The sequence below is a fragment of the Azospirillum fermentarium genome, from assembly GCF_025961205.1.
Taxonomy (GTDB): domain Bacteria; phylum Pseudomonadota; class Alphaproteobacteria; order Azospirillales; family Azospirillaceae; genus Azospirillum; species Azospirillum fermentarium.
Genome location: NZ_JAOQNH010000001.1, coordinates 722,637 through 747,080 on the forward strand (window position 1 = coordinate 722,637; position 24,444 = coordinate 747,080).

Annotated in this window: 19 protein-coding genes and 1 CRISPR repeat array; of the genes, 6 read left to right on the forward strand and 13 right to left on the reverse strand. The window is 68.6% G+C overall.

Translation table 11 applies throughout. The annotated features are described in order from the left end of the window. The first annotated feature begins 152 nt into the window (after positions 1 to 152). The 4 genes from M2352_RS03490 to M2352_RS03505 all read left to right on the forward strand — a co-directional run bounded on the left by M2352_RS03490 (position 153) and on the right by M2352_RS03505 (position 4,792). A complete protein-coding gene (locus M2352_RS03490) occupies positions 153 to 1,580 on the forward strand; it encodes a hypothetical protein (RefSeq protein WP_264663117.1) in 1,428 nt (475 codons plus the stop codon). A 134-nt stretch (positions 1,581 to 1,714) separates the two neighbouring features. Continuing rightward, the gene (locus M2352_RS03495; RefSeq protein ID WP_264663118.1) at positions 1,715 to 2,677 is read left to right on the forward strand and encodes a diguanylate cyclase; all 963 of its coding nucleotides are present in this window, start codon (positions 1,715 to 1,717) and stop codon (positions 2,675 to 2,677) included. A 109-nt stretch (positions 2,678 to 2,786) separates the two neighbouring features. After that, on the forward strand, positions 2,787 to 3,632 hold the full coding sequence (locus M2352_RS03500; RefSeq protein WP_264663119.1) for a hypothetical protein: 846 nt from the start codon (positions 2,787 to 2,789) through the stop codon (positions 3,630 to 3,632). Between the two features lie 269 nt (positions 3,633 to 3,901). After that, positions 3,902 to 4,792, forward strand: coding sequence for an RNA polymerase factor sigma-32 (locus M2352_RS03505; protein WP_264663120.1), 891 nt, complete (start codon positions 3,902 to 3,904; stop codon positions 4,790 to 4,792). Between the two features lie 78 nt (positions 4,793 to 4,870). Here the strand turns inward: M2352_RS03505 and M2352_RS03510 are convergent, their stop codons facing one another. From M2352_RS03510 to M2352_RS03555, 10 genes are all read right to left on the reverse strand, one after another. Then, positions 4,871 to 5,233 (reverse strand): hypothetical protein, encoded by a 363-nt coding sequence (locus tag M2352_RS03510; protein WP_264663121.1) that lies wholly within the window; start codon positions 5,231 to 5,233, stop codon positions 4,871 to 4,873. Between the two features lie 118 nt (positions 5,234 to 5,351). After that, the gene (locus tag M2352_RS03515) at positions 5,352 to 7,043 is read right to left on the reverse strand and encodes a methyl-accepting chemotaxis protein (RefSeq protein WP_264663122.1); all 1,692 of its coding nucleotides are present in this window, start codon (positions 7,041 to 7,043) and stop codon (positions 5,352 to 5,354) included. Between the two features lie 296 nt (positions 7,044 to 7,339). Beyond that, the gene (gene hslU / locus M2352_RS03520) at positions 7,340 to 8,653 is read right to left on the reverse strand and encodes an ATP-dependent protease ATPase subunit HslU (RefSeq protein ID WP_264665297.1); all 1,314 of its coding nucleotides are present in this window, start codon (positions 8,651 to 8,653) and stop codon (positions 7,340 to 7,342) included. 5 nt (positions 8,654 to 8,658) lie between these two features. Further along, positions 8,659 to 9,219: an ATP-dependent protease subunit HslV gene (hslV, locus tag M2352_RS03525; protein ID WP_264663123.1), complete on the reverse strand. Its 561-nt coding sequence runs from the start codon at positions 9,217 to 9,219 to the stop codon at positions 8,659 to 8,661. 182 nt (positions 9,220 to 9,401) lie between these two features. Beyond that, positions 9,402 to 10,577: a hypothetical protein gene (locus M2352_RS03530; RefSeq protein ID WP_264663124.1), complete on the reverse strand. Its 1,176-nt coding sequence runs from the start codon at positions 10,575 to 10,577 to the stop codon at positions 9,402 to 9,404. Positions 10,578 to 10,580: 3 nt separating this feature from the next. Continuing rightward, positions 10,581 to 11,222 (reverse strand): phosphoribosylanthranilate isomerase, encoded by a 642-nt coding sequence (locus M2352_RS03535; protein ID WP_264663125.1) that lies wholly within the window; start codon positions 11,220 to 11,222, stop codon positions 10,581 to 10,583. Continuing rightward, positions 11,219 to 11,926, reverse strand: a complete 708-nt coding sequence (pyrF, locus tag M2352_RS03540) for an orotidine-5'-phosphate decarboxylase (protein ID WP_264663126.1) — start codon at positions 11,924 to 11,926, stop codon at positions 11,219 to 11,221. Before pyrF ends, M2352_RS03535 begins: the two co-directional genes overlap by 4 nt. A gap of 65 nt (positions 11,927 to 11,991) precedes the next feature. Then, positions 11,992 to 12,663, reverse strand: coding sequence for an endonuclease III domain-containing protein (locus M2352_RS03545; RefSeq protein ID WP_264663127.1), 672 nt, complete (start codon positions 12,661 to 12,663; stop codon positions 11,992 to 11,994). Positions 12,664 to 12,765: 102 nt separating this feature from the next. Further along, positions 12,766 to 13,539: a ferredoxin--NADP reductase gene (locus M2352_RS03550; protein WP_264663128.1), complete on the reverse strand. Its 774-nt coding sequence runs from the start codon at positions 13,537 to 13,539 to the stop codon at positions 12,766 to 12,768. 339 nt (positions 13,540 to 13,878) lie between these two features. Then, a CRISPR array of direct repeats spans positions 13,879 to 14,881; the repeat unit is 37 nt; unit sequence GCTTCAATGAGGCCCAGGCGTTTCCGCCTGGGAAGGC. Positions 14,882 to 15,156: 275 nt separating this feature from the next. Continuing rightward, entirely contained in the window at positions 15,157 to 16,611 is a 1,455-nt protein-coding gene (locus tag M2352_RS03555; RefSeq protein WP_264663129.1) for a helix-turn-helix domain-containing protein, read from the reverse strand. A 220-nt stretch (positions 16,612 to 16,831) separates the two neighbouring features. Between M2352_RS03555 and aceA the strand changes: the two genes are divergently transcribed. Further along, entirely contained in the window at positions 16,832 to 18,109 is a 1,278-nt protein-coding gene (gene aceA / locus M2352_RS03560; RefSeq protein WP_264663130.1) for an isocitrate lyase, read from the forward strand. 689 nt (positions 18,110 to 18,798) lie between these two features. Beyond that, a complete protein-coding gene (locus M2352_RS03565) occupies positions 18,799 to 19,362 on the forward strand; it encodes a DJ-1/PfpI family protein (RefSeq protein WP_264663131.1) in 564 nt (187 codons plus the stop codon). Between the two features lie 94 nt (positions 19,363 to 19,456). Here M2352_RS03565 and M2352_RS03570 read toward each other — a convergent pair whose 3' ends face one another. The 3 genes from M2352_RS03570 to M2352_RS03580 form a co-directional block, all read right to left on the reverse strand. After that, entirely contained in the window at positions 19,457 to 21,199 is a 1,743-nt protein-coding gene (locus M2352_RS03570) for a ShlB/FhaC/HecB family hemolysin secretion/activation protein (protein WP_264663132.1), read from the reverse strand. A gap of 38 nt (positions 21,200 to 21,237) precedes the next feature. Beyond that, positions 21,238 to 22,761, reverse strand: coding sequence for a tetratricopeptide repeat protein (locus M2352_RS03575; RefSeq protein WP_264663133.1), 1,524 nt, complete (start codon positions 22,759 to 22,761; stop codon positions 21,238 to 21,240). A 78-nt stretch (positions 22,762 to 22,839) separates the two neighbouring features. Then, positions 22,840 to 24,348 carry a methyl-accepting chemotaxis protein gene (locus M2352_RS03580; RefSeq protein ID WP_264663134.1) on the reverse strand — a complete coding sequence of 503 codons (1,509 nt, stop codon included), beginning with the start codon at positions 24,346 to 24,348 and terminating at the stop codon, positions 22,840 to 22,842. Positions 24,349 to 24,444: the final 96 nt, after the last annotated feature.

Here is a 24,444-nt window from a genome sequence, read left to right on the forward strand (position 1 = left end):
AAGTCCGCCGGCATAAGCACCCCGGATAGGGGTGGGGGCGAATGAGGTTAGCCCCTTTGGGAAACCGCACGCCGGCATGGATTGAATTATTCTAATTCCAAAACCGTGCCGTGCCGATCTCCCTTCGACCCATCGGTATCCCGAGGTGGACGATGATCACACGATCCAGACACACGAGCACCCACCGTCCGGTCCGGCGCCTGTTCCTGGCGGCGGCGGCGGCGGTGGCGGGCGGGGTTCCCGCCGCCCTGGCCGACCCGGTACCGCCCGACGTCACCTACCGCGCGCTGCCCGCCAAGCCCTTTGCCGCGGTGAAGGCGGCGGACGAGGCGGACAAGGCCGCGGTGATGCAGCGGCAATCCGGCGTGCTGAGCCAGCGCTACGACCTGTCCGACAAGCCGATCCCCAACACCATGATGTCCGGCGGGCGCAAGGCGGTGCAGGGGGGCGTGCGCGTCACGCTGCCCCAGGGGGTGACGTGGGATTCCCTGGCGGCCATGACGCCGGAGCAGATCCGCGACCGCGGCCTGCTGCCCCAGGGCTTTCTGCCCCTGCCCCATGTGAAGCAGGCCACCGGCGGGCAGGTGTTCCCCAAGCAGCAGATCGACCTGATGGACAGCCGGGAAAAGCGGGATCTGCGCCGTTTCGACGTGGATTTCGACCTGCCCGAGGTCATGACGCCGGAATTTCCCCCGCCCCTTTTCCTGACCACCCACCCCGGCCTGGGCGATGTGTCCAAGGGCCAGCTCCTCAGCACCCGCAATTACTACGAGCTGATGTCGGGCATCCTGACGCCGGTGCAGATGGAAGGGCTGCGGCTGCTGCTGACCCCCTTCCCGCAGGAGGAGTTCAACCAGACCGAGGACCGCAAGGCCGCCGACCCCAGCCTGGGCGTCACCTGTCTGGACTGTCACGCCAATTTCCACACCAACGGCGCCTTTCACCTGACACCCGACGTGCGGCCGCAGGCGCAGCGTTTCCGGCTGGACACCACCAGCCTGCGCGGGCTGTTCAACCAGCAGATCCACGGGTCCAAGCGCTCGCTGCGCTCCATCGAGGATTTCACCGAATTCGAGCAGCGCACCGCCTATTTCAACGGCGACCACGTCAGCGCCGCGCGCAAGGGCGTCAACCTGCCCGACCGCGCCAGCCAGGTGGCGATGATGGCGCAGATGCAGGCCATCGTCGATTTCCCGCCGGCCCCCAAGCTGGACCCCATGGGCCGGCTGGACCCGGCCAAGGCCACGCCGCAGGAGATGGAGGGCGAAAAACTGTTCCTGGGCAAGGCGCGCTGCGGCGAGTGCCACACGCCCCAGACCGGCTTCATGGACAACGCCATGCACGACCTGAAGCTGGAGCGCTTCTTCACGCCGGGCATGGAGATCAACGGCCATGTGATCCAGCCCGACGGCCCGATGAAGACCTTCACCTTGCGCGGGATCAAGGATTCGCCCCCCTACCTGCACGACGGGCGGCTGGTGACGCTGGCCGACACGGTGGAATTCTTCAACCTCGTGCTGGGCACCAGGCTGAACCAGACGGAAAAGGAAGCGCTGGTCGCCTATATGCTGGCGCTGTGACCCACCGGGATGCCGGGCGGACAGGCGGCTTACCGGGGATTGTGGGCCGTTCGCCCGCCGCTCTCTGGTCCTGGGCGGGCGGGCGGTGTAGGATTCACAGGCTTGCACAAAGGTTGACGCGTCCGCCCCCCATCATGAGCGATCCCAAACGCCCGCCCCCCAGCCCGCTTCTGTCCCCCGCCGAGGGGCTGGGCATCGTGCTCGACGAGCATCTGCGATGGATCGGGCAGTGGCACCGCGCCGCCTTCTACCGCGAGGGCCGGGGGGGCGAGAGCATGTCGGCCCCCGCCTCGTTCGCCGCGTGGTGCGCGGCCGCCCGCCGCGACGATCTGGCGCACCAACCGGCGGTGGAAAAGCTCGCCACCGTCCACGAACAGATGCACCGGCAGGCCAAGCTGCTGCTGCTCAAGGCCGCCGGCGGCGAGCCGCCCGACGAGGGCGAGTATGAATCGGTCATCGGCCGGTTCGAGGAGTTCGTGGCCCTGCTGCGCCGGGTGGAACGGGCGTTCGGGGCCGCCGCTTCCGCCCTCGACCCCCTGACCGGCCTGCGGTCCCGCCGCGGGATGCAGGAGGCGCTGGAGCGGGAGATGAACCGCTTCCAGCGGTCCGGCCATCCCTTCTGTCTGGTGTTGAGCGACATCGACAAATTCAAGTCGGTCAACGACACCTATGGTCACGACATCGGCGACCGGGTTCTGTCGCTGTTCGCCGCCGTCATCAGCCGCAGCATCCGCAGCTTCGACGAAGCCTTCCGCATGGGGGGCGAGGAATTCATCGTCTGCCTGAAGGAAACCACCCTGGACGAAGGATTCCGCGTGATCGACCGGCTGCGCGAAGACCTGATGCACACCCCCATTCCGCTGCCCGACGGGCGGGTCATCTCGATCACCTCGTCGTTCGGGATCGTGGAGACCGAACCGGGGGTCGGCGTGGACGAGATGATCATCCGCGCGGACAAGGCGCTCTATCACGCCAAGCATTCGGGCCGGAACCGGGTGGTCCGCTACGGCACGGACATGGCGGCGGCGGACGGCGGCGCCCCGCCCGCGCCGCCTCCCTCCCCTTCCCCTCCCCGCCGGCCCAAGACGGCACGGTGAGCGCCATGGGTTTTGCGCCGATGGTGGTGGACCACGATTCGTCTTTCGCTGTGTGGCTGTCCTCTTTACACTCCCGCCGCGCCCTGCCCGCTTTCTCCGTCCAGGCCCGATGACCGCATCCCCATCCCACGACGCCCGGAAATTCGCCGACCTCGGCCCCGCCCGCCATATCTGGGCGGTGGCGGCGGTCCACGCCGACCTCGACCGGCTGACCGCGGTGCACCAGACCGTCTGGCGTTATTTCCGGCCCGGCGACCGTCTGGTCTATCTGGGCAACCTGATCGGCCACGGCCCCCGCGCGGTGGACACGCTCAACGCCGTCCTGGCTTTCCGCCGGGCGCTCATCAGCCTGCCGGGGATGAAGGCCGAGGACGTGATCTATCTGCGCGGCGCGCAGGAAGAGATGTGGCAGAAGCTGTTGCAGCTTCAGTTCGCCCCCAACCCCCGCGACGTTCTGGAATGGATGCTGAACCAGGGGGTGGGCGGCACCCTGGCCTCCTATGGCGGGTCGGCGGACCAGGGGATGGCGGCGGCCCGCGGCGGCACCATGACGCTGGGCCGCTGGACCCAGGGGCTGCGCACCGCCATGCAGTCGTGCCCCGGCCATTCGGAACTGTTCTCGGCCCTGCGCCGTGCCGCCTATACCCAGCCGCCCGACGATCCGGCGGCGGGGGCCGAGGGGGCCGGGCTGCTGATGGTCAGCGCCGGGCTGGACCCGGCGCGCCCCTTCGCCCAGCAGGGCGACCGTTTCTGGTGGGGCGGCGGCGGCTTCGCCCGCCTGGGCGGCCCATACGCCGGCTTCCACCGGGTGGTGCGCGGGTGGGATCCCGGCGGCGCCGGGGTGGTGACCGAGGGGACGGCCCTGACCCTGGACGCCGGCTGCGGCCGCGGCGGGCCGCTGGTCTGCGGCATCTTCGCCCGCGACGGTTCGGTCCTCGAGACGTTCCAGGCCTGACCCGCACCGGGTCCGATCATATCTTTGGGGGTAATCGGCCGGCCCCTCCTTTCCGCACGACTGTTGCGCCCTATCTGACATGCTGTTGCCCAAGCCGACGCTCCCGCCGCCGGAACGCGTTCGGCGGCTCCCTTTCCTGACTTTTTTTGTCGGTTACGTGAACCGCACGCCCTTCGCCTTCGTATGAAGGAGTAACAGGGCGTGCGGACGCTGTTGTTTCTGGCGGAACACCGCACGGGCCGTTGGGACGGAAGGAAAGGGTGACGGGCATGGCCTACATCGACGATCCGGAAACGCAGAAAGCCAACCTGAGCTTCATCAAGGCATCCATGCGCGAACCCTTGCTGTCGCGCGACCATGAATTCGATCTGGCCCGCAAATGGCGGGAGGACGGCAACGAGCGTGCCTTGCACGAGCTGGTCCGGGCCTATACCCGGCTGGTGGTGGCGACCGCCGCCCGTTTCCGCAATTACGGCCTGCCCATGGGCGATCTGGTGCAGGAAGGCAACGTCGGCCTGATGCAGGCGGCCAGCCGGTTCGAACCCGACCGGGAGGTGCGCTTCTCCACCTACGCCGCGTGGTGGATCCGGTCGGCCATGCAGGATTACATCCTGCGCAACTGGTCCATCGTGCGCACCGGCACCACCGCCGCGCAGAAATCGCTGTTCTTCAACCTGCGCCGCCTGCGGGCCCGCATCGAAGGCTCCGGCCAGGGCGGCAACGGCCTGACCACCGAGGGGCGCGCCTGGATCGCGGAAGAGCTTCAGGTGGACGTGGCCGAGGTGGAAGCCATGGAAATGCGTCTGGCCGCCGCCGACCAGTCGCTGAACGCGCCGGTGGCCGACGGCTCCGACGACGACTGGCAGGATTTCCTGGCCGATCAGCGCCCCAGCCCCGAGGATGTGGTCATCGGCATGCGCGATGCCGACACCCGGTCCCAGTGGCTGGCCGCGGCGCTGGGCGAACTCAGCCCCCGCGAACGCACCATCATCCAGGAACGCCGCCTGCGCGAAGAGGGGGCGACCCTGGAAGAGCTGGGCCGCGAACTGGGGGTGAGCAAGGAGCGCGTGCGCCAGTTGGAGCATCGCGCCATGATGAAGCTGCGCCAGTCGATGCTGAAACGGGTGGAAGGGCACGAAGACCTGCTGGTTGACGCCTGACCGGGCTGCCCTGCCCGTTCCGTCCTTTCCAAGGCGGGCGCCGTCCACCCCCGGCGTCCGCCCGTCCCGCTGGTTCCGTCAGAGGGTCTCCAGCTTTCCGAAATCCACCGCGACCGCCTTGCCGCAGTGGGGGCAATCGACTTCAAACCGCGCTTTTTCGTGTTCGTTGATGCGGCTGTAGAACTCGCGCAGGTAGGCCAGATCGGCGGTATACAGGCTTTCGATGATCTTGGGCGACAACAGGGGCAGGGTTCCCAGCCTCGTGATCACCCGTGAAAGTAGAAGAATAATCAAGTATCCGGGGTTGCTCTGGACCCGTGGATCCTTCATCGGAAAGATTTCATCCGCAGCCGTGGCCAAGCGCATAACGCCGTCCCGATGGACCGTTCCGTCTTCGTCCACATATCCTTTGGGCAGGGTGAAGCTGAATTCCGTTTCCATAGCGCGCCTTCTCCAAAACATTGCGGATGGGGCCAGCGGGTGCTTCCGTCACCAAGCCGGTATCATGATCGTTTTCTGCCGCTGAGAAGGCGCCGTCAAGCAGGACCGGTTGATTTTTTTAAGCCGCCCGCACGTCCTCCAGAAAACGGCTGACCTCTGCGCGCAGGGATTCGGCCTGCCCCGTCAATTGCTGGGCCGCCGACAGCACGTTGCCCGCCGCGTGGCTGGTGGTTTCCGCCCCGCCGTGGATGCTGGTGACGTTGCGCGCCACCTCTTCCGTGCCGGCCACCGCCTCCACCGTGTTGCGCCCGATTTCCTGGGTGGCGATGGACTGCTGTTCCACCGCGCCGGCGACGCTGGTCGAAAGCTGTTCCAGACGGCGGATGATGTCCGACACCTCGTGGATGGCGTTGCCGGTCTCCGTCGCCACGCGCTGCACCTCACCGATCTGCACCTCGATCTGTTCGGTGGCCTGGGCGGTCTGGTTGGCCAGGGTCTTGACCTCCGACGCCACGACGGCGAAGCCCTTCCCGGCCTCTCCCGCGCGGGCCGCTTCGATGGTGGCGTTCAGTGCCAAAAGGTTGGTCTGCTGGGCGATGGAGGAGATCAGCTTCACCACGTCGCCGATGGACTGGCTGACCCCTTCCAGCCCCTTGACCAGTTCGGTGGTGCGGGTGGCGCGGCCGATGGCCTCCGCCCCGATGTCGCGGGAGACGGCGGCGGTGGAGCTGACCTCGCGCAGGGAGGCGCTCAGCTCCTCGGCGGCGGACGCCACCGACTGCACGTTGGCCGACGCCTGTTCGGTCGCCGCCGCCACGGTGGAGGCGCGGACCGAAGTGTCCTCGGCCATGCCGGTCAGGGATTCGGCGGTGTCGCGCAGGTGGACGGCGGCCTGGACCTGCTCTTCCAGCAGGGCGCGGACCTGGGATTCGAACCGGGCGGTGGTCTGTTCGATGCGCTGGGCGCGCTGTTCACGGGCGCGGGCCGCGTGCAGTTGTTCCTCTTCCAGCCGCAGCCGTTCTTGTGCGTTCTCGCGGAAAGTTTCCAGGGCGGCGGCCATGGCGCCGATCTCGTCGCGGCGGTCGCGGTCGGGCACGGTGGCCGACAGGTTGCCGCCGGCCAGCTCCTTCATGGACGCCACCAGATGGGCCAGCGGCACGGTGATGCTGCGCCCGATCACGGTGGCGGCCAGCAGCAGCAGCGCGCCGATGACGATGATGCCGCCCCCGGCGGTCCAGCCGGTGGCCCACAGCGCCGCCTTCACGTCGGTGAAGTAGAGGCCGGAGCCGATCACCCACCCCCACGGCGCGAACTGGCGCACGTAGGAGATCTTTTCCAGCCGCTCCTCGCTGTTGGGCAGCTTCTGGGAATAGGAGAGGAACCCCGCCTTGTCCGGGCCGGACGCCGCCTGCACGAACATGCGGTAAACGGGGTCGCCGTCGGGGGTCTTGAAGTCCCACATGCTCTTGCCCACGTCGCCGGGCCGCTTGGGGTGGGCGACCAGGGTGGCGTTGTCGGCGGTGTTGATCCAGAAATACTCGTCGCCTTCGTACCGCAGGCCGGTGATGAGGTCGCGGGCGGTCTTCTGCGCCTGCTCGCGGGTCATCTCGCCCGCGCGCTCCTTGGCCTCCAGCCCCGCGGCGATGCCGGCGGCCACCTCCACCACGTTGCGCAGCTTGGTCCGGCGGTCCTCCATCATGCGGGTGTGGATCGACAGCAGGACCACCAGCAGGATCAGCCCCAGCCCGATCAGGGCCAGCACGGTGGGCAGGTGAACCCGCAGGCTGACTTGAATGTCACGAAAGCGCATGTCTGTCCCAGTCCTGTGTCGATGCTGCCGTTTCGTGACGGTCTTATGACGCAGGCGGGGCCATATCAAGAAGTTACATAAAATGCGACGAAATGACATATCGTCTAAACGGTATTGCCCTTCAGCAATAAAACCTAAAAATTGCCGAAATTCGGCGCTTCTGAAAACAAAATTACTCTAATATAAAATTTATCTGATTGACGGGTTCCAAGGGCCGGACGGCCCTTGGCCGGGGATGGCGAAGGGGCGGGACAGTCCCTTCGCGGGCGCCCGCCGGGCACCCTCCTTCCCTTTTCTTACAGAATGAACTTCGACAGATCGGTGTTCTTCGCCAGCCCGCCCACGTGCTGGCGGACATAGTCGGCGTCGATGGTGACGGTGCTGCCCGACTGGTCCGACGCGGTGAAGCTCACCTCTTCCAGCAGCCGCTCCAGCACGGTGTGCAGGCGCCGCGCGCCGATGTTCTCCACGGTGGTGTTGATCTCCACCGCCAGCCGGGCCAACTCGTCGATGGCGTCGCCGGTGAAGGAGAGCGTCACGTCCTCGGTGCCCAGCAGCGCCACGTACTGCTTGATCAGGCTGGCTTCCGGTTCGGTCAGGATGCGCTTGAAGTCGTCCTGGCTCAGCGGCTTCAGCTCCACCCGGATGGGCAGGCGGCCCTGAAGCTCGGGCAGCAGGTCCGACGGCTTGGCGACGTGGAAGGCGCCGGACGCGATGAACAGGATGTGGTCGGTCTTCACGGCCCCGTGCTTGGTGCTGACGGTGGTGCCCTCGATCAGCGGCAGCAGGTCGCGCTGCACGCCCTCGCGGCTGACGTCGGCCCCGCCCTTGTACTCCGACCGGGCGGTGATCTTGTCGATCTCGTCCAGGAAGACGATGCCGTTCTGCTCCACCGCGCGGATGGCCTCGGCCACCACCTTTTCCTGGTCCAGCAGCTTGTCGGATTCCTCGGCCATCAGCACGGCGTAGCTTTCCGACACCGTCATGCGGCGGGACTTGGTGCGCCCGCCGAAGGCCTTGCCGAAGATGTCGTTCAGGTTGACCATGCCCATCTGGCCCCCCGGCATGCCGGGAATGTCGAAGGCGGGCATGGCCCCCATCCCGGTGTCGGCCACCTGGATCTCGATCTCGGCGTCGTTGAGCGAGCCTTCGCGCAGCTTCTTTCGGAACTTCTGGCGGGTGTCGGCGCTGGCGTTGTCGCCGCACAGGGCGTCGATGACGCGCTCCTCGGCGCGGCCCTCGGCCTTGGCCGCCACCTCCTTGCGCAGCCGCTCGCGGGTCATGGAAATGGCGATTTCCACAAGATCACGCACGATCTGTTCCACGTCGCGGCCGACATAGCCGACTTCGGTGAACTTGGTCGCCTCCACCTTCAGGAACGGGGCCTGGGCCAGCCGGGCCAGCCGGCGGGCGATCTCGGTCTTGCCCACACCGGTGGGGCCGATCATCAGGATGTTCTTGGGCTGCACCTCTTCGCGCAGGCCCTCGGGCAGTTGCTGGCGGCGCCAGCGGTTGCGCAGCGCGATGGCGACGGCGCGCTTGGCCTCGCCCTGGCCGACGATGAAGCGGTCGAGTTCGGAGACGATCTCACGGGGGCTGAAGGAGGTCATGGCGCTCACAGGGATTCCAGGGTGACGTTCTCGTTGGTGTAGACGCAGATGCCGGCGGCGATCTTCATCGCCTTGCGGGCGATGGCCTCGGCGTCCAGCCCGTCCACGTCGATCAGCGCGCGGGCGGCGGACAGGGCGTAGGAGCCGCCCGAGCCGATGCCGATGATGCCGTCCTCCGGCTCCAGCACGTCGCCGTTGCCGGTCAGCACCAGGCTGACGCTGGTGTCGGCCACCGCCATCATGGCTTCCAGCCGGCGCAGATAGCGGTCGGTGCGCCAGTCCTTGGCCAGTTCAACGCAGGCGCGGGTCAGCTGGCCGGGGTGCTGCTCCAGCTTGGCTTCCAGCCGTTCGAACAGGGTGAAGGCGTCCGCCGTGGCCCCGGCGAAGCCGGCCAGCACCGAGCCGCCGGCCAGCGGGCGCACCTTGCGCGCGTTGGATTTCATCACTGTCTGGCCGAACGACACCTGCCCGTCGCCGGCCACCACCACGCGGCCCCCCTTGCGGACGCACAGGATGGTCGTGCCGTGCCACTGGATGGGGTCGTGGGGGGAGGAATGTGTGGTCATCTGATCCGCCTGTTGTGGCCGGACCTCCGCGGGCGCCACCGTGGCCGCCCGCCGGTCCGCCGGAAGAAGAGCAACATCTACCTTATGACAAGGATGCCGGTCTATGTGGGGGGCGGGGCTGCAGGATCAAGGCAGCCGGACCAGGGCAGCCGGACCAGGGCAGCCAGATCACCGGGGCCGGATCACGGGTCCACGCCCACGCCCAGCGCCGCCAGCGCCGCGCGGACGGGCACGGCCGGCACCAGACCCGCGGCGGTGGCCGGGCCGGTGACGATGGCCAGCGCCGCCCCGTCCGCGTCCATCAGCGGCGTTCCCGGCGGCGCGTCCTGCCCCGCGCCGGGCAGGTCGGCCAGCAGCCGGGCGCCCCCGTCCGCCGTGCGCCATTCGGCCAGAAGCCCCGCGTTCCGCGGCCCGTCCGCCGCCCACAACGGCGCCCCCACCGCCGGGCGGCGCTGGGCGGACAGGGCGAAGGCGGGCAGCGGGCCGGGCACCGCCTCCATCACCCGAACCAGCATCAGGCCCAGCGACGGGGCGGTGCGCTCCACCATGCCCGGCACGGAACGCCCGCCGAGGGCGACGGCCACCGCGGCCTCGTCCCCCCGCCCGGCGGCCACCAGCACCGGATACCCGCCGATGCGCCCCACCACCGTGCCGGACCCGCCGCCCACCGCCACCGCCGTTCCGCGGGCGCCGGGGGCGGCGGGCTCCAGCACCGCCGCCCCCAAGGGCGGGGGCAGGCCGGCGGCCGAGGCGGCCAGGGCCCGGCGGAAGCCGTCGTCGGCGGCCAGAAGCCCCGCCGCGTCGGCCACCGCCGTTTCCAGGAGCACGGCATCGCCGTCGGGGGTGGGGGGAATCTCGGCCCGTCCGGTGGTGGCGGTGCGGTGGAGCGGCCCGTGGGGCCCGGCCAGGGTCCACGCCACCTGAACCACCGCCACCCCGCTCTCTCCAAGGGGGGAGCCGGTCAGCCAGCCTTTGCGCCGGCACAGTTCCATCGTCAGCCCCGTCACCTCCGCCGTCAGCGACAGCGGGGCGGCAACCGGGCCGCCGGGCCGGGGTAAAATCATTCCGGATTCGGTCAGGGTATCGTTGATGGGACGGAACAAACCCATTCCGTCACCGAAACGGGTTTTCGTCCACAGAATCCGGCTGTAAGGCGGGGCGCAGTCCACCCCGAACACCGCATTCCCCACCACCGCCCCCCGGCGGATGCCGGTGACGGAGACGGGCGCCAGCCGCACCGGCACCGCCGCCAGGGGAACGCCCGGAGCCGGCGGCCGGGGATCGCCGCCGGGTGGCAGCGTGGGGCCGCAGGCGGCGAGCAGAACCAGCAGCCCCGCCGCCCTGCCCCGCCCCGTCATGGCTTACAGCGCCGCCACGGTGTCGAGGAAGGCACGGATCCGCGCCGGGTTCTTGTGCCCCGGCGCATCCTCCACGCCCGAGGACACATCGACCGCGGTGGCGCCGGTGGTGCGCACCGCCTCGGCCACGTTGGCGGGGGTGAGGCCGCCCGACAGCATCCACGGCAGCGGCCAGGACCGGCCCCGCAGCAGCGTCCAGTCGAACGCCACCCCGTTGCCGCCGGGCAGCGCGGAATGGGCCGGCGGCGGCGCGTCGAACAGCAGCCGGTCGGCGGCCCCGGCAAAGGTCAGGGCGTAGTCCAGATCCTCCGGCGCCCCCACCTTGAACGCCTTCATCACCGGGATGGCGAAGCGCGCCTTGATGGCGGCCACCCGCTCGGGCGTTTCCTTGCCGTGGACCTGGATCAGGTCCAGCGGCACCACGCCGGTCACCGCGTCCAGCACGTCGTCGGTGGGGTTGACGAACAGGCCGACGGTGCGCACGCCGGTGGGCACCAGCCGGGCCATTTCGCCGGCCATGGCCGGGGCGACGTTGCGCGGCGACGGGGGGAAGAAGACGAAGCCCACCCAGCGGGCCCCGCCCTCCACCGCGGCCTTCAGCGACACCGGTTCGCTGATGCCGCAGATCTTGGCCTGGACGCTCACAGCCCCAGCTCCGCGTTGATGCGGCGGGCGGCGTCCGCCGGGTCGGGTTCGGCGGTGATGGGGCGCCCGATCACCAGATGGCTGGCCCCGGCGGCCATGGCCTGGGCCGGGGTCATGATGCGCTTCTGGTCGTTGACGGCGGCCCAGGCGGGACGGATGCCCGGCACCATCAGGATGAAATCGGGGCCGCAGGCCGCGCGCAGGGCCGCCACCTCGTTGGGCGAGCACACCACCCCGTCCAGCCCGCAGTCCCTGGCCAGCCGCGCCAGCCGCTCCACCTGCCCCGCCACCGGCGTGGACTGGCCCACCGCGCCCAGATCGCCGTCGTCCAGGCTGGTCAGCACGGTGACGCCCAGGATGCGCGGGCGCTTGGCGCCACCGGCCGCCGCGGCTTCCGCCGCCGCGCGCATCATCGCCGGCCCGCCGGAGGTGTGGATGGTCATGAAGGCGGGGGTGAGCGGCAGGGCCGCGCGCACGCCGCCGGCCACCGTGTTGGGGATGTCGTGCAGCTTGAGGTCGAGGAAGAACGGAACCTCCGAGTCGCCGCCCAGCACGGCGCGCACGCCCGCCGGCCCCTGGGCCACGAAGAATTCCAGCCCCAGCTTGACCCCGCCGACCAGCCCGGCCAGCCCCTGGGCCAGCGTGCGGGCGGTGTCCACCGCGGTGGTGTCGATGGAAACGAAGACGGGATTGGCGGCGGTCATGGCGGGTCCGTGGCGAGAGGTAAGGTGCGATACCCTATCAGTGCTGCCGCGGGATGCAAACGGCATCAGCGATGGTCCGTCACCCCCACCTGGGCGCACATGTCCAGCAGCGGGCAGGTGGAACAGCGGGGCCGCTCCCCGGTGCAGACCCATTTGCCGAAGGGCACCAGCCGCTCGTTGATTTCAATCCAATAGGCGGGCGGCAGGCGTTCGTGCAGCGCCGCCATGGTCTTCTCGGGCGTGCGGGCCGTGACGTAGCCCCAGCGGTTGACGATGCGGTGGACGTGCACATCGACCGCCACCGCCGCCGGCAGGCCGAAGCCCACCCCCAGCGTCAGCGCGGCGATCTTCGGCCCCACCCCGTGGAAGGCGGTGAGCGCCTCCAGGCTGTCCGGCACCCGCCCGCCGTGCTCGCCGAGGATGCGGCGGGACAGGGCCAGGATGTCGCGGGCCTTGGGCTCGGGAAAGGTGGCGCCGTCCAGCAGGGCCACGAGGCGGGGGAAATCCAGTTCGGCCATGGCCTGGGGCGTGCGGGCCACGGCGAACAGGCGGCGGCAGACGGCCTCGGTCGTCTCGTCGCGGGTGCGGGCGGAAATCAGGCTGCCCACAAGCTGTTCGAAGGGGGAATTATGGCCCGCGTCGCGCAGGGCGAACATGGCGGCCTTGGGCAGCCCCGCCACCGCCGGGCGCAGGCGCTGGAACGCCGTGTCGATGTCGAAGGGGTGCTTGCCGTCCATGCCCGTCCTCCCCACCGGGGAGAACCGGGGCGGAGGCAGGGGCGTTCCCACGGAGCGGGAGGAACCGGCGGGGGATCGGCCGCCCGCCGGTTCAGCGGTTGCTCAGCGCTCCACGAACGCCTTTTCGATCACATAGTCGCCGGGTTCGCCATGGTTGCCCATGACGTAGCCGCGCTCGTCCAGAATGCTGCAGGTCTCGTCCAGCATGGCGGGGCTGCCGCAGATCATCACGCGGTCGGTCTCGCGGTTCAGGTTGGGCAGGCCGGTCAGCCGGGCCAGCTCGCCCGACCGGATCAGGTCGGTGATGCGGCCCTGGGTGTGGTACGCCTCGCGCGTCACGCTGGGGACGTAGATCAGCTTCTGCCGCACGATCTCGCCGAAGAACTCGTTCTCCGGCAGGTGGCTGGTGATCATTTCCTGATAGGCCAGCTCGTTGACGAACCGGCAGGTGTGGGTCAGGATCACCTTGTCGAAGCGCTCATAGACCTCGGGGTCCTTGATGATGCTGAGGAAGGGGGCCAGGCCGGTGCCGGTGCTGAACAGGTAGAGATGCTTGCCCGGCAGCAGGTTGTCGGCCACCAGCGTGCCCGTGGGCTTGCGGTTGACCAGGACGGTGTCGCCCTCCTTCAGGTGCTGCAGGCGCGAGGTCAGGGGGCCGTTGGGCACCTTGATGCTGAAGAATTCCAGATGTTCTTCGTAATTGGCGCTGGCGATGCTGTAGGCGCGCAGCAGCGGGCGCCCGTCCACTTCCAGCCCGATCATGGTGAAATGGCCGTTGTGGAAGCGGAAAGAGGGGTCACGGGTGGTCTGGAACGTGAACAGAGTATCGTTCCAGTGGTGAACCCGCAGCACGCGTTCCTTGATCAGATTGCTCATGATGCCCTTCGCCAGTCGCTCCTGAACCTCAACCGATGCGGCAACAGCCGTCACGGCACCTTCCGCTTACCCTGTCCGTCGGTCATAGGCCAATGAAAATCGACAATGCCAGATATGTGAATTGAAGGTAATTACATTATTAGTTCGTTGAACTATATGGTAATTGATAATCATTCTCATATTGGTGGACCTATGGCAACGCCTGTTTTTTGCCCTCTTCCGGGAACAAGGGTGATCGTCTGATGGGCGTGCGAGGCCCTTTCTCCGATTGCCCTGAGGCCTTTACGCCTGGGAAGGGCCTATTTCTTCCGCTACGCGTATGCGCATCAGCAAGGCGTTGCTTCAATGAGGCCCAGGCGTTTCCGCCTGGGAAGGCACTGGACGGGTTCGGGCGCCCCCTCTGCACCGCCGTCTTTCGCTTCAATGAGGCCCAGGCGTTTCCGCCTGGGAAGGCTCGACGTCGTGGCGCGGGTCATCGACCCCGAGCCGTTGCTTCAATGAGGCCCAGGCGTTTCCGCCTGGGAAGGCCAGGGCGTGAAGCAGACCATCCTGACCAACGGCGACGTGCTTCAATGAGGCCCAGGCGTTTCCGCCTGGGAAGGCCGATTCTCGTGATTTTACAGGGTTAACCGTAACTTCTGCTTCAATGAGGCCCAGGCGTTTCCGCCTGGGAAGGCCCGGCCTTCCGCCGGCAGCGCGCGGACACAGGCCAGCATGCTTCAATGAGGCCCAGGCGTTTCCGCCTGGGAAGGCCATGGCCACCAGAGTATCCATGACGTGGTGGTGCAAAAGGCTTCAATGAGGCCCAGGCGTTTCCGCCTGGGAAGGCGGGTGCCCCCCCAGATCCTGGGCATCATCCCCAAGCTTCAATGAGGCCCAGGCGTTTCCGCCTGGGAAGGCTTTCACCAAGGGATTATGAGAGGAGGCGAGATCCGATGGGCTTCAATGAGGCCCAGGCGTTTCCGCCTGGGAAGGCGCCGAGACCACCGACTGCGACGCCGCCCGCACCCTGCTTCAATGAGGCCCAGGCGTTTCCGCCTGGGAAGGCGATGTTCCCGAGAACCAATCAATCGTTTACTGCCGAGCTTCAATGAGGCCCAGGCGTTTCCGCCTGGGAAGGCCAAGGCCGAGATCGCACGTGTTCACACGGCCGTCTTGCTTCAATGAGGCCCAGGCGTTTCCGCCTGGGAAGGCCAAGGCGGCGGAACTGTTCGCCCATCGGTGGCTGGAAAGGCTTCAATGAGGCCCAGGCGTTTCCGCCTGGGAAGGTTGGGACAGGGAGGTGTTTCCCGCGATGCCTTCCCTGCTTCAATGAGGCCCAGGCGTTTCCGCCTGGGAAGGCGGGTATGGTTTACCCGTCTGTTTTGTCACCGAAAATCGGGCTGGATTCGAGAGGGCTTTGATTCCGGGCACCGGTGCGCCGGACATTGATCTGCATTCGTTCTCAACGATGTCAAAAAACCGTGTGGTATCAACTATTTGAAAAATTCGAGCGCTGACGGCCTTTTTGCGTGCACTGGACCCCTCGCATCTTGGCCGGCAGACTGAAACCATAGCACACGCCGCAACACCCAAACCATGGCCGCCGTGCGCTGGTGGTGCCGGACGGGCGCTTCCTCACTCCCCCGGCGCCGGGGCGAACAGATAGGGGGACAGGCCGCGCAGGTTCTCGTCCACGATCAACCGGTGGTTCAGCGGCGGGAACGCCCGTTGGGAACAGTCGTGGCGCGGGCACAGGCGGCAGTTGACGCCGATGGGGGTCGCGGCCTCGGTGTGTTCCAGGTCGATGCCGTCGGCATAGGTCAACAGCCCGGCGTGGGCGATGTCACACCCCAGAGCGATGGCGAAATGCTGGGGCGGGCTGCGGTGGCTGCCGCCCGCCTTCACCGCCGTGCGGGCCAGCGAGAAATATGTCGTGCCGTCGGGCATCTGCGCCACCTGGGTGTGGATCTTGCCCGGCGTGCGGAACGCCTCGTACACGATCCAGCGCGGGCAGCCGCCGCCGAAGCGGGCGAAATGGAACCCCGCCCCGGAAAAGCGCTTGGACACGTTGCCCGCACTGTCCACCCGGATCAGGAAGAACGGCACGCCCTTGGCACCGGGCCGCTGCAAGGTGGTCAGCCGGTGGCACACCTGCTCGAAGGACGCGTCGAACCGCCGCCGCAGCACGTCGATGTCGTAGCGCACCTGCCGCGCCCCTTCCAGGAAGCGGTCGTAGGGCATCAGCACCGCCCCGGCGAAATAGTTGGTCAGGCCGATGCGGGCCAGCCGCCGGGATTCATCCCCCGACAAAGCCGCCCCGTCCACGATGGCGTTCAGCACGTCGCGGTGGCGCAGCAGCGCCAGTTGCCCGGCAAGCTGGAAGATGCGCCCCGACGGTGCCAGCATCTCCGACAACAGGATGCGGCGCCCGTGACGGTCGAAGCGGCGGACGGCATAGCCCATCACCTCCTGCGGCATCAGGCGCACGCGCACCCCATGCTCGGCGTGCAGCCACGCCACCAGACCGCTGTACAGGTCGCCGCGCTCCAGCTTGGCGTCCTTCCACAAGGCGTCCGCCGCGTCTTCCAGGTCGGGGAAATGGTTGTGGTGGGCGTGGAAGAAATCCCGCGCCTCGTCCACCGGAAAGGCCGCCGATCCGGTCAGCGCCGGCTTGTCGCGGTCGGCCATGCGCTCGGTCAGGGCCTGGAAATCGTCGCGCTGGCCGCGGAACGCGCGGTAGAGCGTGACCACCGCCTGCCCCAGCGTCGGGGCCACCGCCGCCAGTTCCTTGAAATCCTGGTTCTTGATGTCGGAGCCGTCGAACAGCGGGTCGGCGAACACCTCGCGCAGGCCCGCCACCAGCCGGCTTTCCTCGTCCTCGGCGAACGCCTGGAGATCGACGCCGAAGCTCTGCCCCAGCTTCAGCAGCAGCGTCACCGTCACCGGGCGCTGGTTGTGTTCGATCAGGTTGAGATAGCTGGGGGAGATGCCCAACTGTTCGGCCATCTGCGCCTGGGTCAGCCCGTGGTCGCGGCGCAGCCGCCGCACCTTGGGCCCCAGCATCGCCTTCTTCTCCACGGCACCGGCCATGTTGCCCGCCGGGGGATTGGCCCGGCCCTTTTCCCAAGTGTGAAAACTTTACATGATTTACGGATTTACAAAAACCACGCACAGGTACTTTACAAACAGACCACTTTACAAACAAGCACTTATTGCGCCTGCGCCGGGCTGTCTCTACCTTGTCAATCAAGCGCTGCGACGCAAAACGCAGCCCCCCGTCAAAGACAGCTTCAAGCACAAGGACATTGCCATGTCGCTCGACGAAAAGACCAAGGCCGCCCTGCGCGCCGCCCGCTTCGAAGGCATCAAGCGCGATTACACCGAAGCCGACGTGAAGCGTCTGAGCGGCTCGGTCAAGATCGAGTACACGCTGGCCGAACTGGGCGCGCAGCGCCTGTGGGAGCTGCTGAACACCGAACCCTACATCAACACCCTGGGTGCTCTGACCGGCAACCAGGCGATGCAGGCGGTGAAGGCCGGTCTGAAGGCGATCTATCTGTCCGGCTGGCAGGTGGCGGGCGACGCCAACCTCGCCGGGCAGATGTACCCCGACCAGTCGCTGTACCCGGCCAACTCGGTGCCGGCGGTGGTCGAGCGCATCAACAACACCTTCAAGCGCGCCGACGAGATCCAGACGGCGGAAGGCAAGGGCGACACCTATTGGTTCGCGCCGATCATCGCCGACGCCGAAGCCGGCTTCGGTGGCCCGCTGAACGCGTTCGAACTGATGAAGGCGATGATCAAGGCCGGTGCCGCCGGCGTGCACTGGGAAGACCAGCTGGCGTCTGAAAAGAAGTGCGGCCATCTGGGCGGCAAGGTGCTGATCCCCACCCAGCAGCACATCCGCACCCTGAACGCCGCCCGTCTGGCCGCCGACACCTGCGGCACCTCGACCCTGGTGATCGCCCGTACCGACGCCGAGAGCGCCCAGCTCATCACCTCGGACATCGATGAGCGCGATCATCCCTTCATCGACTTCGACAGCGGCCGCACCTCGGAAGGCTTCTACCGCCTGAAGACCGGCGTCGGCGTCGATCATTGCATCGCCCGCGGCCTGTCGTACGCTCCGTACTCGGATCTGCTGTGGTGGGAAACCTCCAAGCCGAACCTGGACGACGCCCGCAAGTTCGCGGAAGCCATCAAGAAGGAATTCCCGAACAAGCTGCTGGCCTACAACTGCTCGCCGTCCTTCAACTGGAAGGCGAACCTGGACGATGCCACCATCGCCAAGTACCAGCAGGAACTGGGCGCCATGGGCTACAAGTTCCAGTTCGTCACCCTGGCGGGCTTCCACTCGCTGAACTACTCGGCCTTCAAGCTGGCCAAGGGCTACGCCGCCCGCGGCATGGCCGCCTACTCCGAACTCCAGCAGGCGGAATTCGCGGCGGAAGCCGAAGGCTACACCGCGACCAAGCACCAGCGCGAAGTGGGCACCGGCTACTTCGACGCCGTTGCCACCGCGATCTCGGCCGGCCAGTCCTCGACCACCGCGTACAAGGACTCCACCGAAGCCGACCAGTTCCACTAAGCACCTCTTATCCCGGCCGGTCCCGCCTCAAGGACCGGCCGGTGTCTCCATCCCGAGATGATGGCAAAGGCCGGACCCGATGGGCGCGTCGGGTCCGGTTCCTTATGCCCGACGGTCTCATGCCAGTGGGCGCTCCAGTGGCGTGAGAGGCGGAAACTTGAGGCTGACGCTTTTGACTTCACGGCCAGGGGGATCACCCCCTGGCCGTTTTTTCGTGCGGGGCGCGGGCGGTGCGGTTCCGGCCTTTTTGCTGCATGTCTCGCAAATGCCCTGCGTCTGGGACATGGCAACCTTGCGCTGCTACCGAAAACCCGTCGCTGTCAAGTCTATTCTTTTGTTTAAAATCAATGAGTTATAGCGCGTGATCACGCACGGGGCAGTGCAGAAGATCCGTTGCGTTGCACCAATCGGGTGTTGACAGCGAACCGGGATAAAGCCACTTCTGTGCCATGCATAAAACACGTCATCCGGGGCGCGTCCGCCCCTTCACCGAAAGCGCCTGACGGCGGCGGTGAAGGACTTGCGCGTTCGCCCGCGTACTCCTCTGTCCGGTACCCGCATTGTGCGGTGCGGACGCCGGGTGCGCGCCGGGTGAGCTTCCAACCTTGACGGGCTGGTATGGGCCGCCGCGGTTTTCCCCGCGCGGTCCCGTGTCTGCCCACCGGGACAACCATTAAGGACAGACACGCATGGATCAGTACCTCACCGGAAAGACGATTGCCATCCTCGTTGCCAACGGCTTCGAGGAAACCGAGATGACCGAACCGCAGCGCGCCCTGCTGAAGGCCGGCGCCACCCTGCGGACCATCTCGACCGAATCGGCTCTGGTGAACGGTTGGATGGGCAAGGGCTGGGGCCATTACTTCCCGGTCGATAAGGTGCTGAGCGAGGCGCTGGGCTCCGACTTCGACATGCTGCTGCTGCCGGGCGGGGAACGCTCCATCGCCAAGCTCCAGCAGTCGGCGCACACCCGCCGCATCGTCGGCCACTTCCTCGATGCCGGCAAGCCGATCGCCGCCATCAACCACGGCATCCAGTTGATGGCCGTGCCGGGCAAGATGCGCGGGCGCCAGGTGACGGCCATGGACCTTTCCAAGGACGCGGTGGAAGCCGCCGGCGGCATGACCGTCGATGAATCCGTGGTGGTCGATGCCAACACCGTCACCGCCCGTTCGGTGGAGGATCTGCCGGTGTTCATCGAACAGATGCTGAAGCTGTTCGCCGACGCCGCACAGGTGAGCAAGGCAGCCTGACCGTTCCATCCGACGGTTTCCAGGTTGACGAGAAAAGGGGCGGTCCCGCAAGGGCCGCCCCTTTTTGTTGTGCCCGCAACGGCGGGTGTGACGGCTATGACGGGGATGGCGGGGCGATGGTCAGGCGGAAATGCACGCCGCGGTCCTGCATGTCGCGCCGCCCCGGCACCTCCACCCGGCGGAAGCCGTGGCCGTAGTAGAGCGCGGCCTGCGTCCACCCGGTGGGCGCCCACAGCAGGCCGGTGCCGGCGCTGGCGATCCAGCCGGGGCCGGTGGTGTCGCGCCCGCTGTTGAACGAACGCCCGTAATCGGCGAACAGCGCCAGCCGCACCGTTCCCGCCGATTCCGCGTCCAGGGCCAGATGCGTGATGGGCAGCCGCACCTCCACCGACGACACCACGGCGTTGTCGCCGGTCAGCAAATTCTCGCGGTAGCCGCGCACGCTGGCCATGCCGCCCACCGCGTATTGCTCGATGGCGGGCAGGGGGCCGTTGGCGAACTGGGCGTCGGTGCGGAAAATCGCCTCCGCCCCGCCGTCGCCGGTGGCATCGCCGAAGCGGTGGGCCACCTGCGCCTGTCCCAGCCATGCGGAAAAGCGTCCGTCGGGGGTGCCGGGCCGGCGGGTGTTGCCGAACAGCGGCACGCCCAGCGACCAGACCGACCGCGCCGCCCACACGGTGGTGTCGCCGCGCCGTGTCCAGTCCTGGGACAGCCGCAGCACGGTGAAGCGGGTCACCCCGTCGTCGGATTCGGGGGAAAAGGCGAAGCGTTCGCCCAACAGCCAGTTCTCGCTGAACCGCCGGGCCAGCGACAGCCCCACCGCCACGGTTTCCCGCCCGGTGCGGTACAGCGGCTGGGTCACCCCCGCCTCCACCGTGGTGGTGCGGGCGGTGATGTCCAAAGACGAATAGGGGGCTTCGACAATGCGGGAGCGCTGGTGGTCCACCGACAGGCGCAGGCGGGTGTCGGTGGCGGTGACCGGCACCTCCACCCCGGCGGCGGTGTTGGTCAGCCCCTGGGCGCGGGCCAGACGCAGGCTGACCAGCTCGCCCCAGCCGGTGGCGTTGCGGATCACCCCGTCGCCGCGGGCCACCAGCCCCCCCACCGCGGGGGAGCGTTCGTTGGACAGGGTAAGGGTGCCGCCCAGCGGCGGGGCCTCCTCCACCGTCACGTCCAGCGCGCTGCTGCCGGGGCGGGGGCCGGGGCCGAGGCGCGCGTCCAGCCGTTCGACCAGCGGGTCGTCCAGCAGGATCTCGATGCGGTCGCGCAGATGGGCCACGTCCAGCGGCGGGCCGGCGGCGGGTTCCACCCGGCGGGCGATGTAATCCGGGGACAGGCGCGACAGCCCGTTGACCGTCACCGTCTCCAGCCGCCCTTCCACCGCCTGGAAGGTGACGATGCCGTTGGTGATGGTCTGGTCGGGCAGAACGATGCCGCTGTTGACGTGGCCCCGCTGCACATAAAGCGCGGTCAGCGCCCGGCGCAGCTCGTCCAGCTCCCCGGCCCCCACCGCGCGGCCCAGATAGGGGGCGGCGGCGGCGCGCACCTCGTCCTGGGTCAGGACGGTGCTGCCCGACAGGGTGACGCCGGCCAGGGTGAACAGCGGCCCGGCGCCGATGGCCGGCGGGCGGGTGGCCGCGGGCGGCGGCGGCAGGGCCAGGGCGGGCGGCCCGCCGGTGAAACCGGGCAGGGCCGGCCGCTCGTCACCGGGCCGGAGCGTGGCAGCGGGGGCCGCCGTCTGGGCCATCGTCCGGGTGGGGGCGGACGCCATTCCCCCCGCCGCCAGGACGGCAAGGCACAGGGCGGCGGAAAACGGGCGGTGCGGGTGGAACGGCATGGAGAGGAAACATACCGGGGTCAAGATTGTCTGGGAAGCTATTCCACGCTCTTCACACTGGCCCCCACGTGGGTAAAGGCAAAGCGCGGGTCGATGGGCACAGGCGGAAGGGGAACCCCGTGGCGCGGGTGCACGCTATCATGGATCAGGCAGCGGGTGCGGATGGCCGGCCACACCACGTCGCGCAGGAACCGCTGGTCCAGCAGCCGGTCGCCGCCCGCCGCGGTGCCCCCCGCCGTGTAAGACTCGATCAGCGGCGCCAGGGGCGGCAGCACCCCGGCCATCCCGCCCCACAGCCCGGCCAGCATCACCTCGGTGTGCAGCGCGTGGTCGCGCAGCACGTGGAAGGGGTGGGGGGAGGCTTCCCACGCCGCCACCGCCGCCCGCTCGCGGCTGTTCAGGCGGGAATCGGCATCGCGGCACAGGAACCGGTCCACCGTGGGATCGTCGGCCACCAGAAAGCGCCACAGGGTGCCCGTGACGGCGGCGGACCCGGCGGGCATCGCCACCCGTTCGGCCCCCGCGGCGTCCAGGTCCGCCAGCACCGGGGCCGGCACGGTGGCGTCGTGATACAGGCGGCAGGTCCAGCCGGGATAGAATTCCGCCGCCAGCCGCAGGTTCTCGACCGCACCCTGCGTGTATTCCCGCCGGTCCCCCCACAGGCTGAAGGCGATGATCCGCCGGGTGCGGCGGGTGCGGTCCGCGGTTGGTGAGGCGGGGGTTGGTGAGGCGGGCAGGGTGTGACCGGCGGCTGTGGCGAGCGCGTCCTTGATGTCCAGCAGCGCGGCCCCGGCCTCTGCCGCCTCGTCCAGCCGGTGGGCGGCGTGGAGCACGGCCACGCGGTATTCGGCGGCGGCGAGATCCGCGGGCCGCAGGGCGAAGGCATGGGCGAAGGCGCGCTGGGCGGTCTCGGGCCGTCCGGCGGTGAAGGCGGCGACCCCCAGATTGTAGAAGGCGGCGTAGGACGCCGGCACCAGCGCCAGCGTGGCGGCCAGGGCGGCCACCGCCCCCGGCGCCTGCCCCGCATCGAGCCGTGCGTTGCCCAGCGCGAACAGCGTGTCGGGATCGGCGGCCCCCGCCGCCACGGCCCCCGACAGGCAGGCCAGCGCCGCGGCGGCGTCTCCCCGTTGCAGACACTGCCGCCCGGCGGCGGCCAGATCGGCGGCGCGGTGGGGCTGCCCCAGCCGGACCAGCCGGCGCAGGGCGCTGGCCGGGGCGTGGGTTTCCATCAGCTCCCACGCCTCCACGGCGGCGGGGTCGAGGGCCAGCGCCCGCCGCAGCCCGGCGGCGGCCTTAGGGGGCTGCCCGGCGGCGGCGGTCAGCTTGGCGTGGTTGATGTGGAAAACGGCCCGCTCCGGGGCGATGCCGATGGCCTGTGCCACCAGGGCGATGGCCTGTCCGATCTGCCCCTTCTGCCCATGCAGCAGCCCCAGCAGATGGAGCGCGTCGGCCTGCCGCGGCTCCACCTCCAGAATGCGGGCATAGAGGATGGCGGCCTCATCCAGCCGCCCCTGCCCATGCAACTCCACGGCGACGTCCAACGCCTCCCGCACCGTCGCCATGACCATCCCCCCCTTTATCGGGTTCCAAGGGCCACCGGCCCTTGGCGGGGCCGGCGGGGCAGCGCCCCGCCTTTATCCTTACGCTGCGGTGCGTATCCCGCTCAAGAACCGTTCCACCTCGTGCCGCAGGGAGGCGGCCTGCTGCTGCAGGGCCCCCGCCGCGTCCAGCACCTGGGCCGCTTCGGCCCCGCTGCGGGTGGCGGCGCCGGACAGGGTGGTGATGTCGGTGCTGACCTGCTGGGTTCCGGCGGCGGCTTCCTGAACGCTGCGGGCGATTTCGGACGTCGCGGCGCTCTGTTCCTCGACGGCGGAAGCGATGGCGGTGCTGATGCTGTTCACCTGCTCGATGGTGGTGCCGATGTCCTGCATGGCGGTGACGGCGGAGCCGGTGGCGTTCTGGATGGCGGCGACCTGGGCGGCGATGTCCTCGGTGGCCTTGGCGGTCTGGCTGGCGAGGTTCTTCACCTCCGACGCCACGACGGCGAAGCCCTTGCCGGCCTCCCCCGCCCGCGCCGCCTCGATGGTGGCGTTCAGCGCCAGAAGGTTGGTCTGCCCGGCGATGTTCTGGATCAGGGTGACGATCTCGCCGATGCGGCCCGCGGCGTCGGCCAGGCTGCCGACGATGGCGTCGGTGTCGCGGGCCTGCTGGGCGGCGGTGCCGGCGATGCGGGTGGACTGGGCGATCCGGCGCCCGATGTCGGCGACCGATGCGGCCATCTGCTCGGTCGCCGCGGCGACGGTCTGGACGTTGCTGGAGGTCTGGGCCGAAGCGGCGGCCGCACTTTCGGCGCGGCGGCTGGTCTCGTCGGTGTTGCCGGTCAGGCTCTGGGCGCTGGTGCGGAGCTGGGATGCGGAGGCGGCGACGGTTTCCACCACGCCCTGCACCGCGCTTTCCAGCCGGTCGGCCATCTGGGCCATGACGGCGCGGCGCTGTTCCTCGCTGCGGGCCTGGGATGCGGCGGCCTCTTCCTGCAGGCGCAGCATGTCCTCGTTGTTGCGGCGGAAGACGTCGGCGGCGCGGGCCAGCGCGCCGATCTCGTCGGTCTTGTCCAGGCTGGGGATGGTCAGGCCGCGGCGCCCGGCGGCCAGATCCGCGATCACGGCGGTGATGGCGGCCATGGGGCCGGTGATGGTGCGGCGGACCATCACCACGGCGATGGCGATGACCGCCAGAACCACGGCGACGGTGCCGCCGCCGAAAATGGCGTCGAGCCGGTCCTGGAAATGATGCAGGTCGGTGACGGTGGTGTCGATGTCGGCGCGGTTGCTGACCGCGATCTCCTCGATCCGGGCGGTCAGGGCGGTGCGGCTGGTGCGGTTGGCGGGGTTCTCGCCGAATTCACGGGCGGCGTCGGCGCCCCGGGTGCGGGCGATGTCGGCCACCTGGGTGCGGACGGCGATGAAATCCGCCACCGCGGCGCGGATATCGGCGAACGCGCCGCGGCGGCCGGCGGGAACCGCGGTTTCCCACCGCCTGATCAGATCGTCCAGGGCGGCGGTGCTTTTCAGCAGCCCCTGGGCGATGCTTTCGGTTTCGGCGGGGGAGCGGGGCATGAACAGGCTGCGGGACTCCGCGACGATCCCCATGATGAGGCTGTTCGCCTTTTCCCCGTAAAGTGCACGTTCGGCGGCATTCTCAATGGCCAATACCTTATTCTGGTAAACGCCGACGGCGTACCATGC

Excerpts from the sequence above, each read along its gene's own strand:
- M2352_RS03495 (WP_264663118.1), top strand. The coding sequence starts at position 1,715 with ATGAGCGATCCCAAACGCCCGCCCCCCAGCCCGCTTCTGTCCCCCGCC.
- M2352_RS03550 (WP_264663128.1), bottom strand. The coding sequence starts at position 13,539 with ATGAGCAATCTGATCAAGGAACGCGTGCTGCGGGTTCACCACTGGAAC.
- M2352_RS03500 (WP_264663119.1), top strand. The coding sequence starts at position 2,787 with ATGACCGCATCCCCATCCCACGACGCCCGGAAATTCGCCGACCTCGGC.
- M2352_RS03530 (WP_264663124.1), bottom strand. The coding sequence starts at position 10,577 with ATGACGGGGCGGGGCAGGGCGGCGGGGCTGCTGGTTCTGCTCGCCGCC.
- pyrF (WP_264663126.1), bottom strand. The coding sequence starts at position 11,926 with ATGACCGCCGCCAATCCCGTCTTCGTTTCCATCGACACCACCGCGGTG.
- aceA (WP_264663130.1), top strand. The coding sequence starts at position 16,832 with ATGTCGCTCGACGAAAAGACCAAGGCCGCCCTGCGCGCCGCCCGCTTC.
- M2352_RS03555 (WP_264663129.1), bottom strand. The coding sequence starts at position 16,611 with ATGGCCGGTGCCGTGGAGAAGAAGGCGATGCTGGGGCCCAAGGTGCGG.
- hslU (WP_264665297.1), bottom strand. The coding sequence starts at position 8,653 with ATGACCTCCTTCAGCCCCCGTGAGATCGTCTCCGAACTCGACCGCTTC.
- M2352_RS03580 (WP_264663134.1), bottom strand. The coding sequence starts at position 24,348 with ATGGGGATCGTCGCGGAGTCCCGCAGCCTGTTCATGCCCCGCTCCCCC.
- M2352_RS03510 (WP_264663121.1), bottom strand. The coding sequence starts at position 5,233 with ATGGAAACGGAATTCAGCTTCACCCTGCCCAAAGGATATGTGGACGAA.
- M2352_RS03565 (WP_264663131.1), top strand. The coding sequence starts at position 18,799 with ATGGATCAGTACCTCACCGGAAAGACGATTGCCATCCTCGTTGCCAAC.
- M2352_RS03570 (WP_264663132.1), bottom strand. The coding sequence starts at position 21,199 with ATGCCGTTCCACCCGCACCGCCCGTTTTCCGCCGCCCTGTGCCTTGCC.
- hslV (WP_264663123.1), bottom strand. The coding sequence starts at position 9,219 with ATGACCACACATTCCTCCCCCCACGACCCCATCCAGTGGCACGGCACG.
- M2352_RS03490 (WP_264663117.1), top strand. The coding sequence starts at position 153 with ATGATCACACGATCCAGACACACGAGCACCCACCGTCCGGTCCGGCGC.
- M2352_RS03575 (WP_264663133.1), bottom strand. The coding sequence starts at position 22,761 with ATGGCGACGGTGCGGGAGGCGTTGGACGTCGCCGTGGAGTTGCATGGG.
- M2352_RS03505 (WP_264663120.1), top strand. The coding sequence starts at position 3,902 with ATGGCCTACATCGACGATCCGGAAACGCAGAAAGCCAACCTGAGCTTC.
- M2352_RS03515 (WP_264663122.1), bottom strand. The coding sequence starts at position 7,043 with ATGCGCTTTCGTGACATTCAAGTCAGCCTGCGGGTTCACCTGCCCACC.
- M2352_RS03545 (WP_264663127.1), bottom strand. The coding sequence starts at position 12,663 with ATGGACGGCAAGCACCCCTTCGACATCGACACGGCGTTCCAGCGCCTG.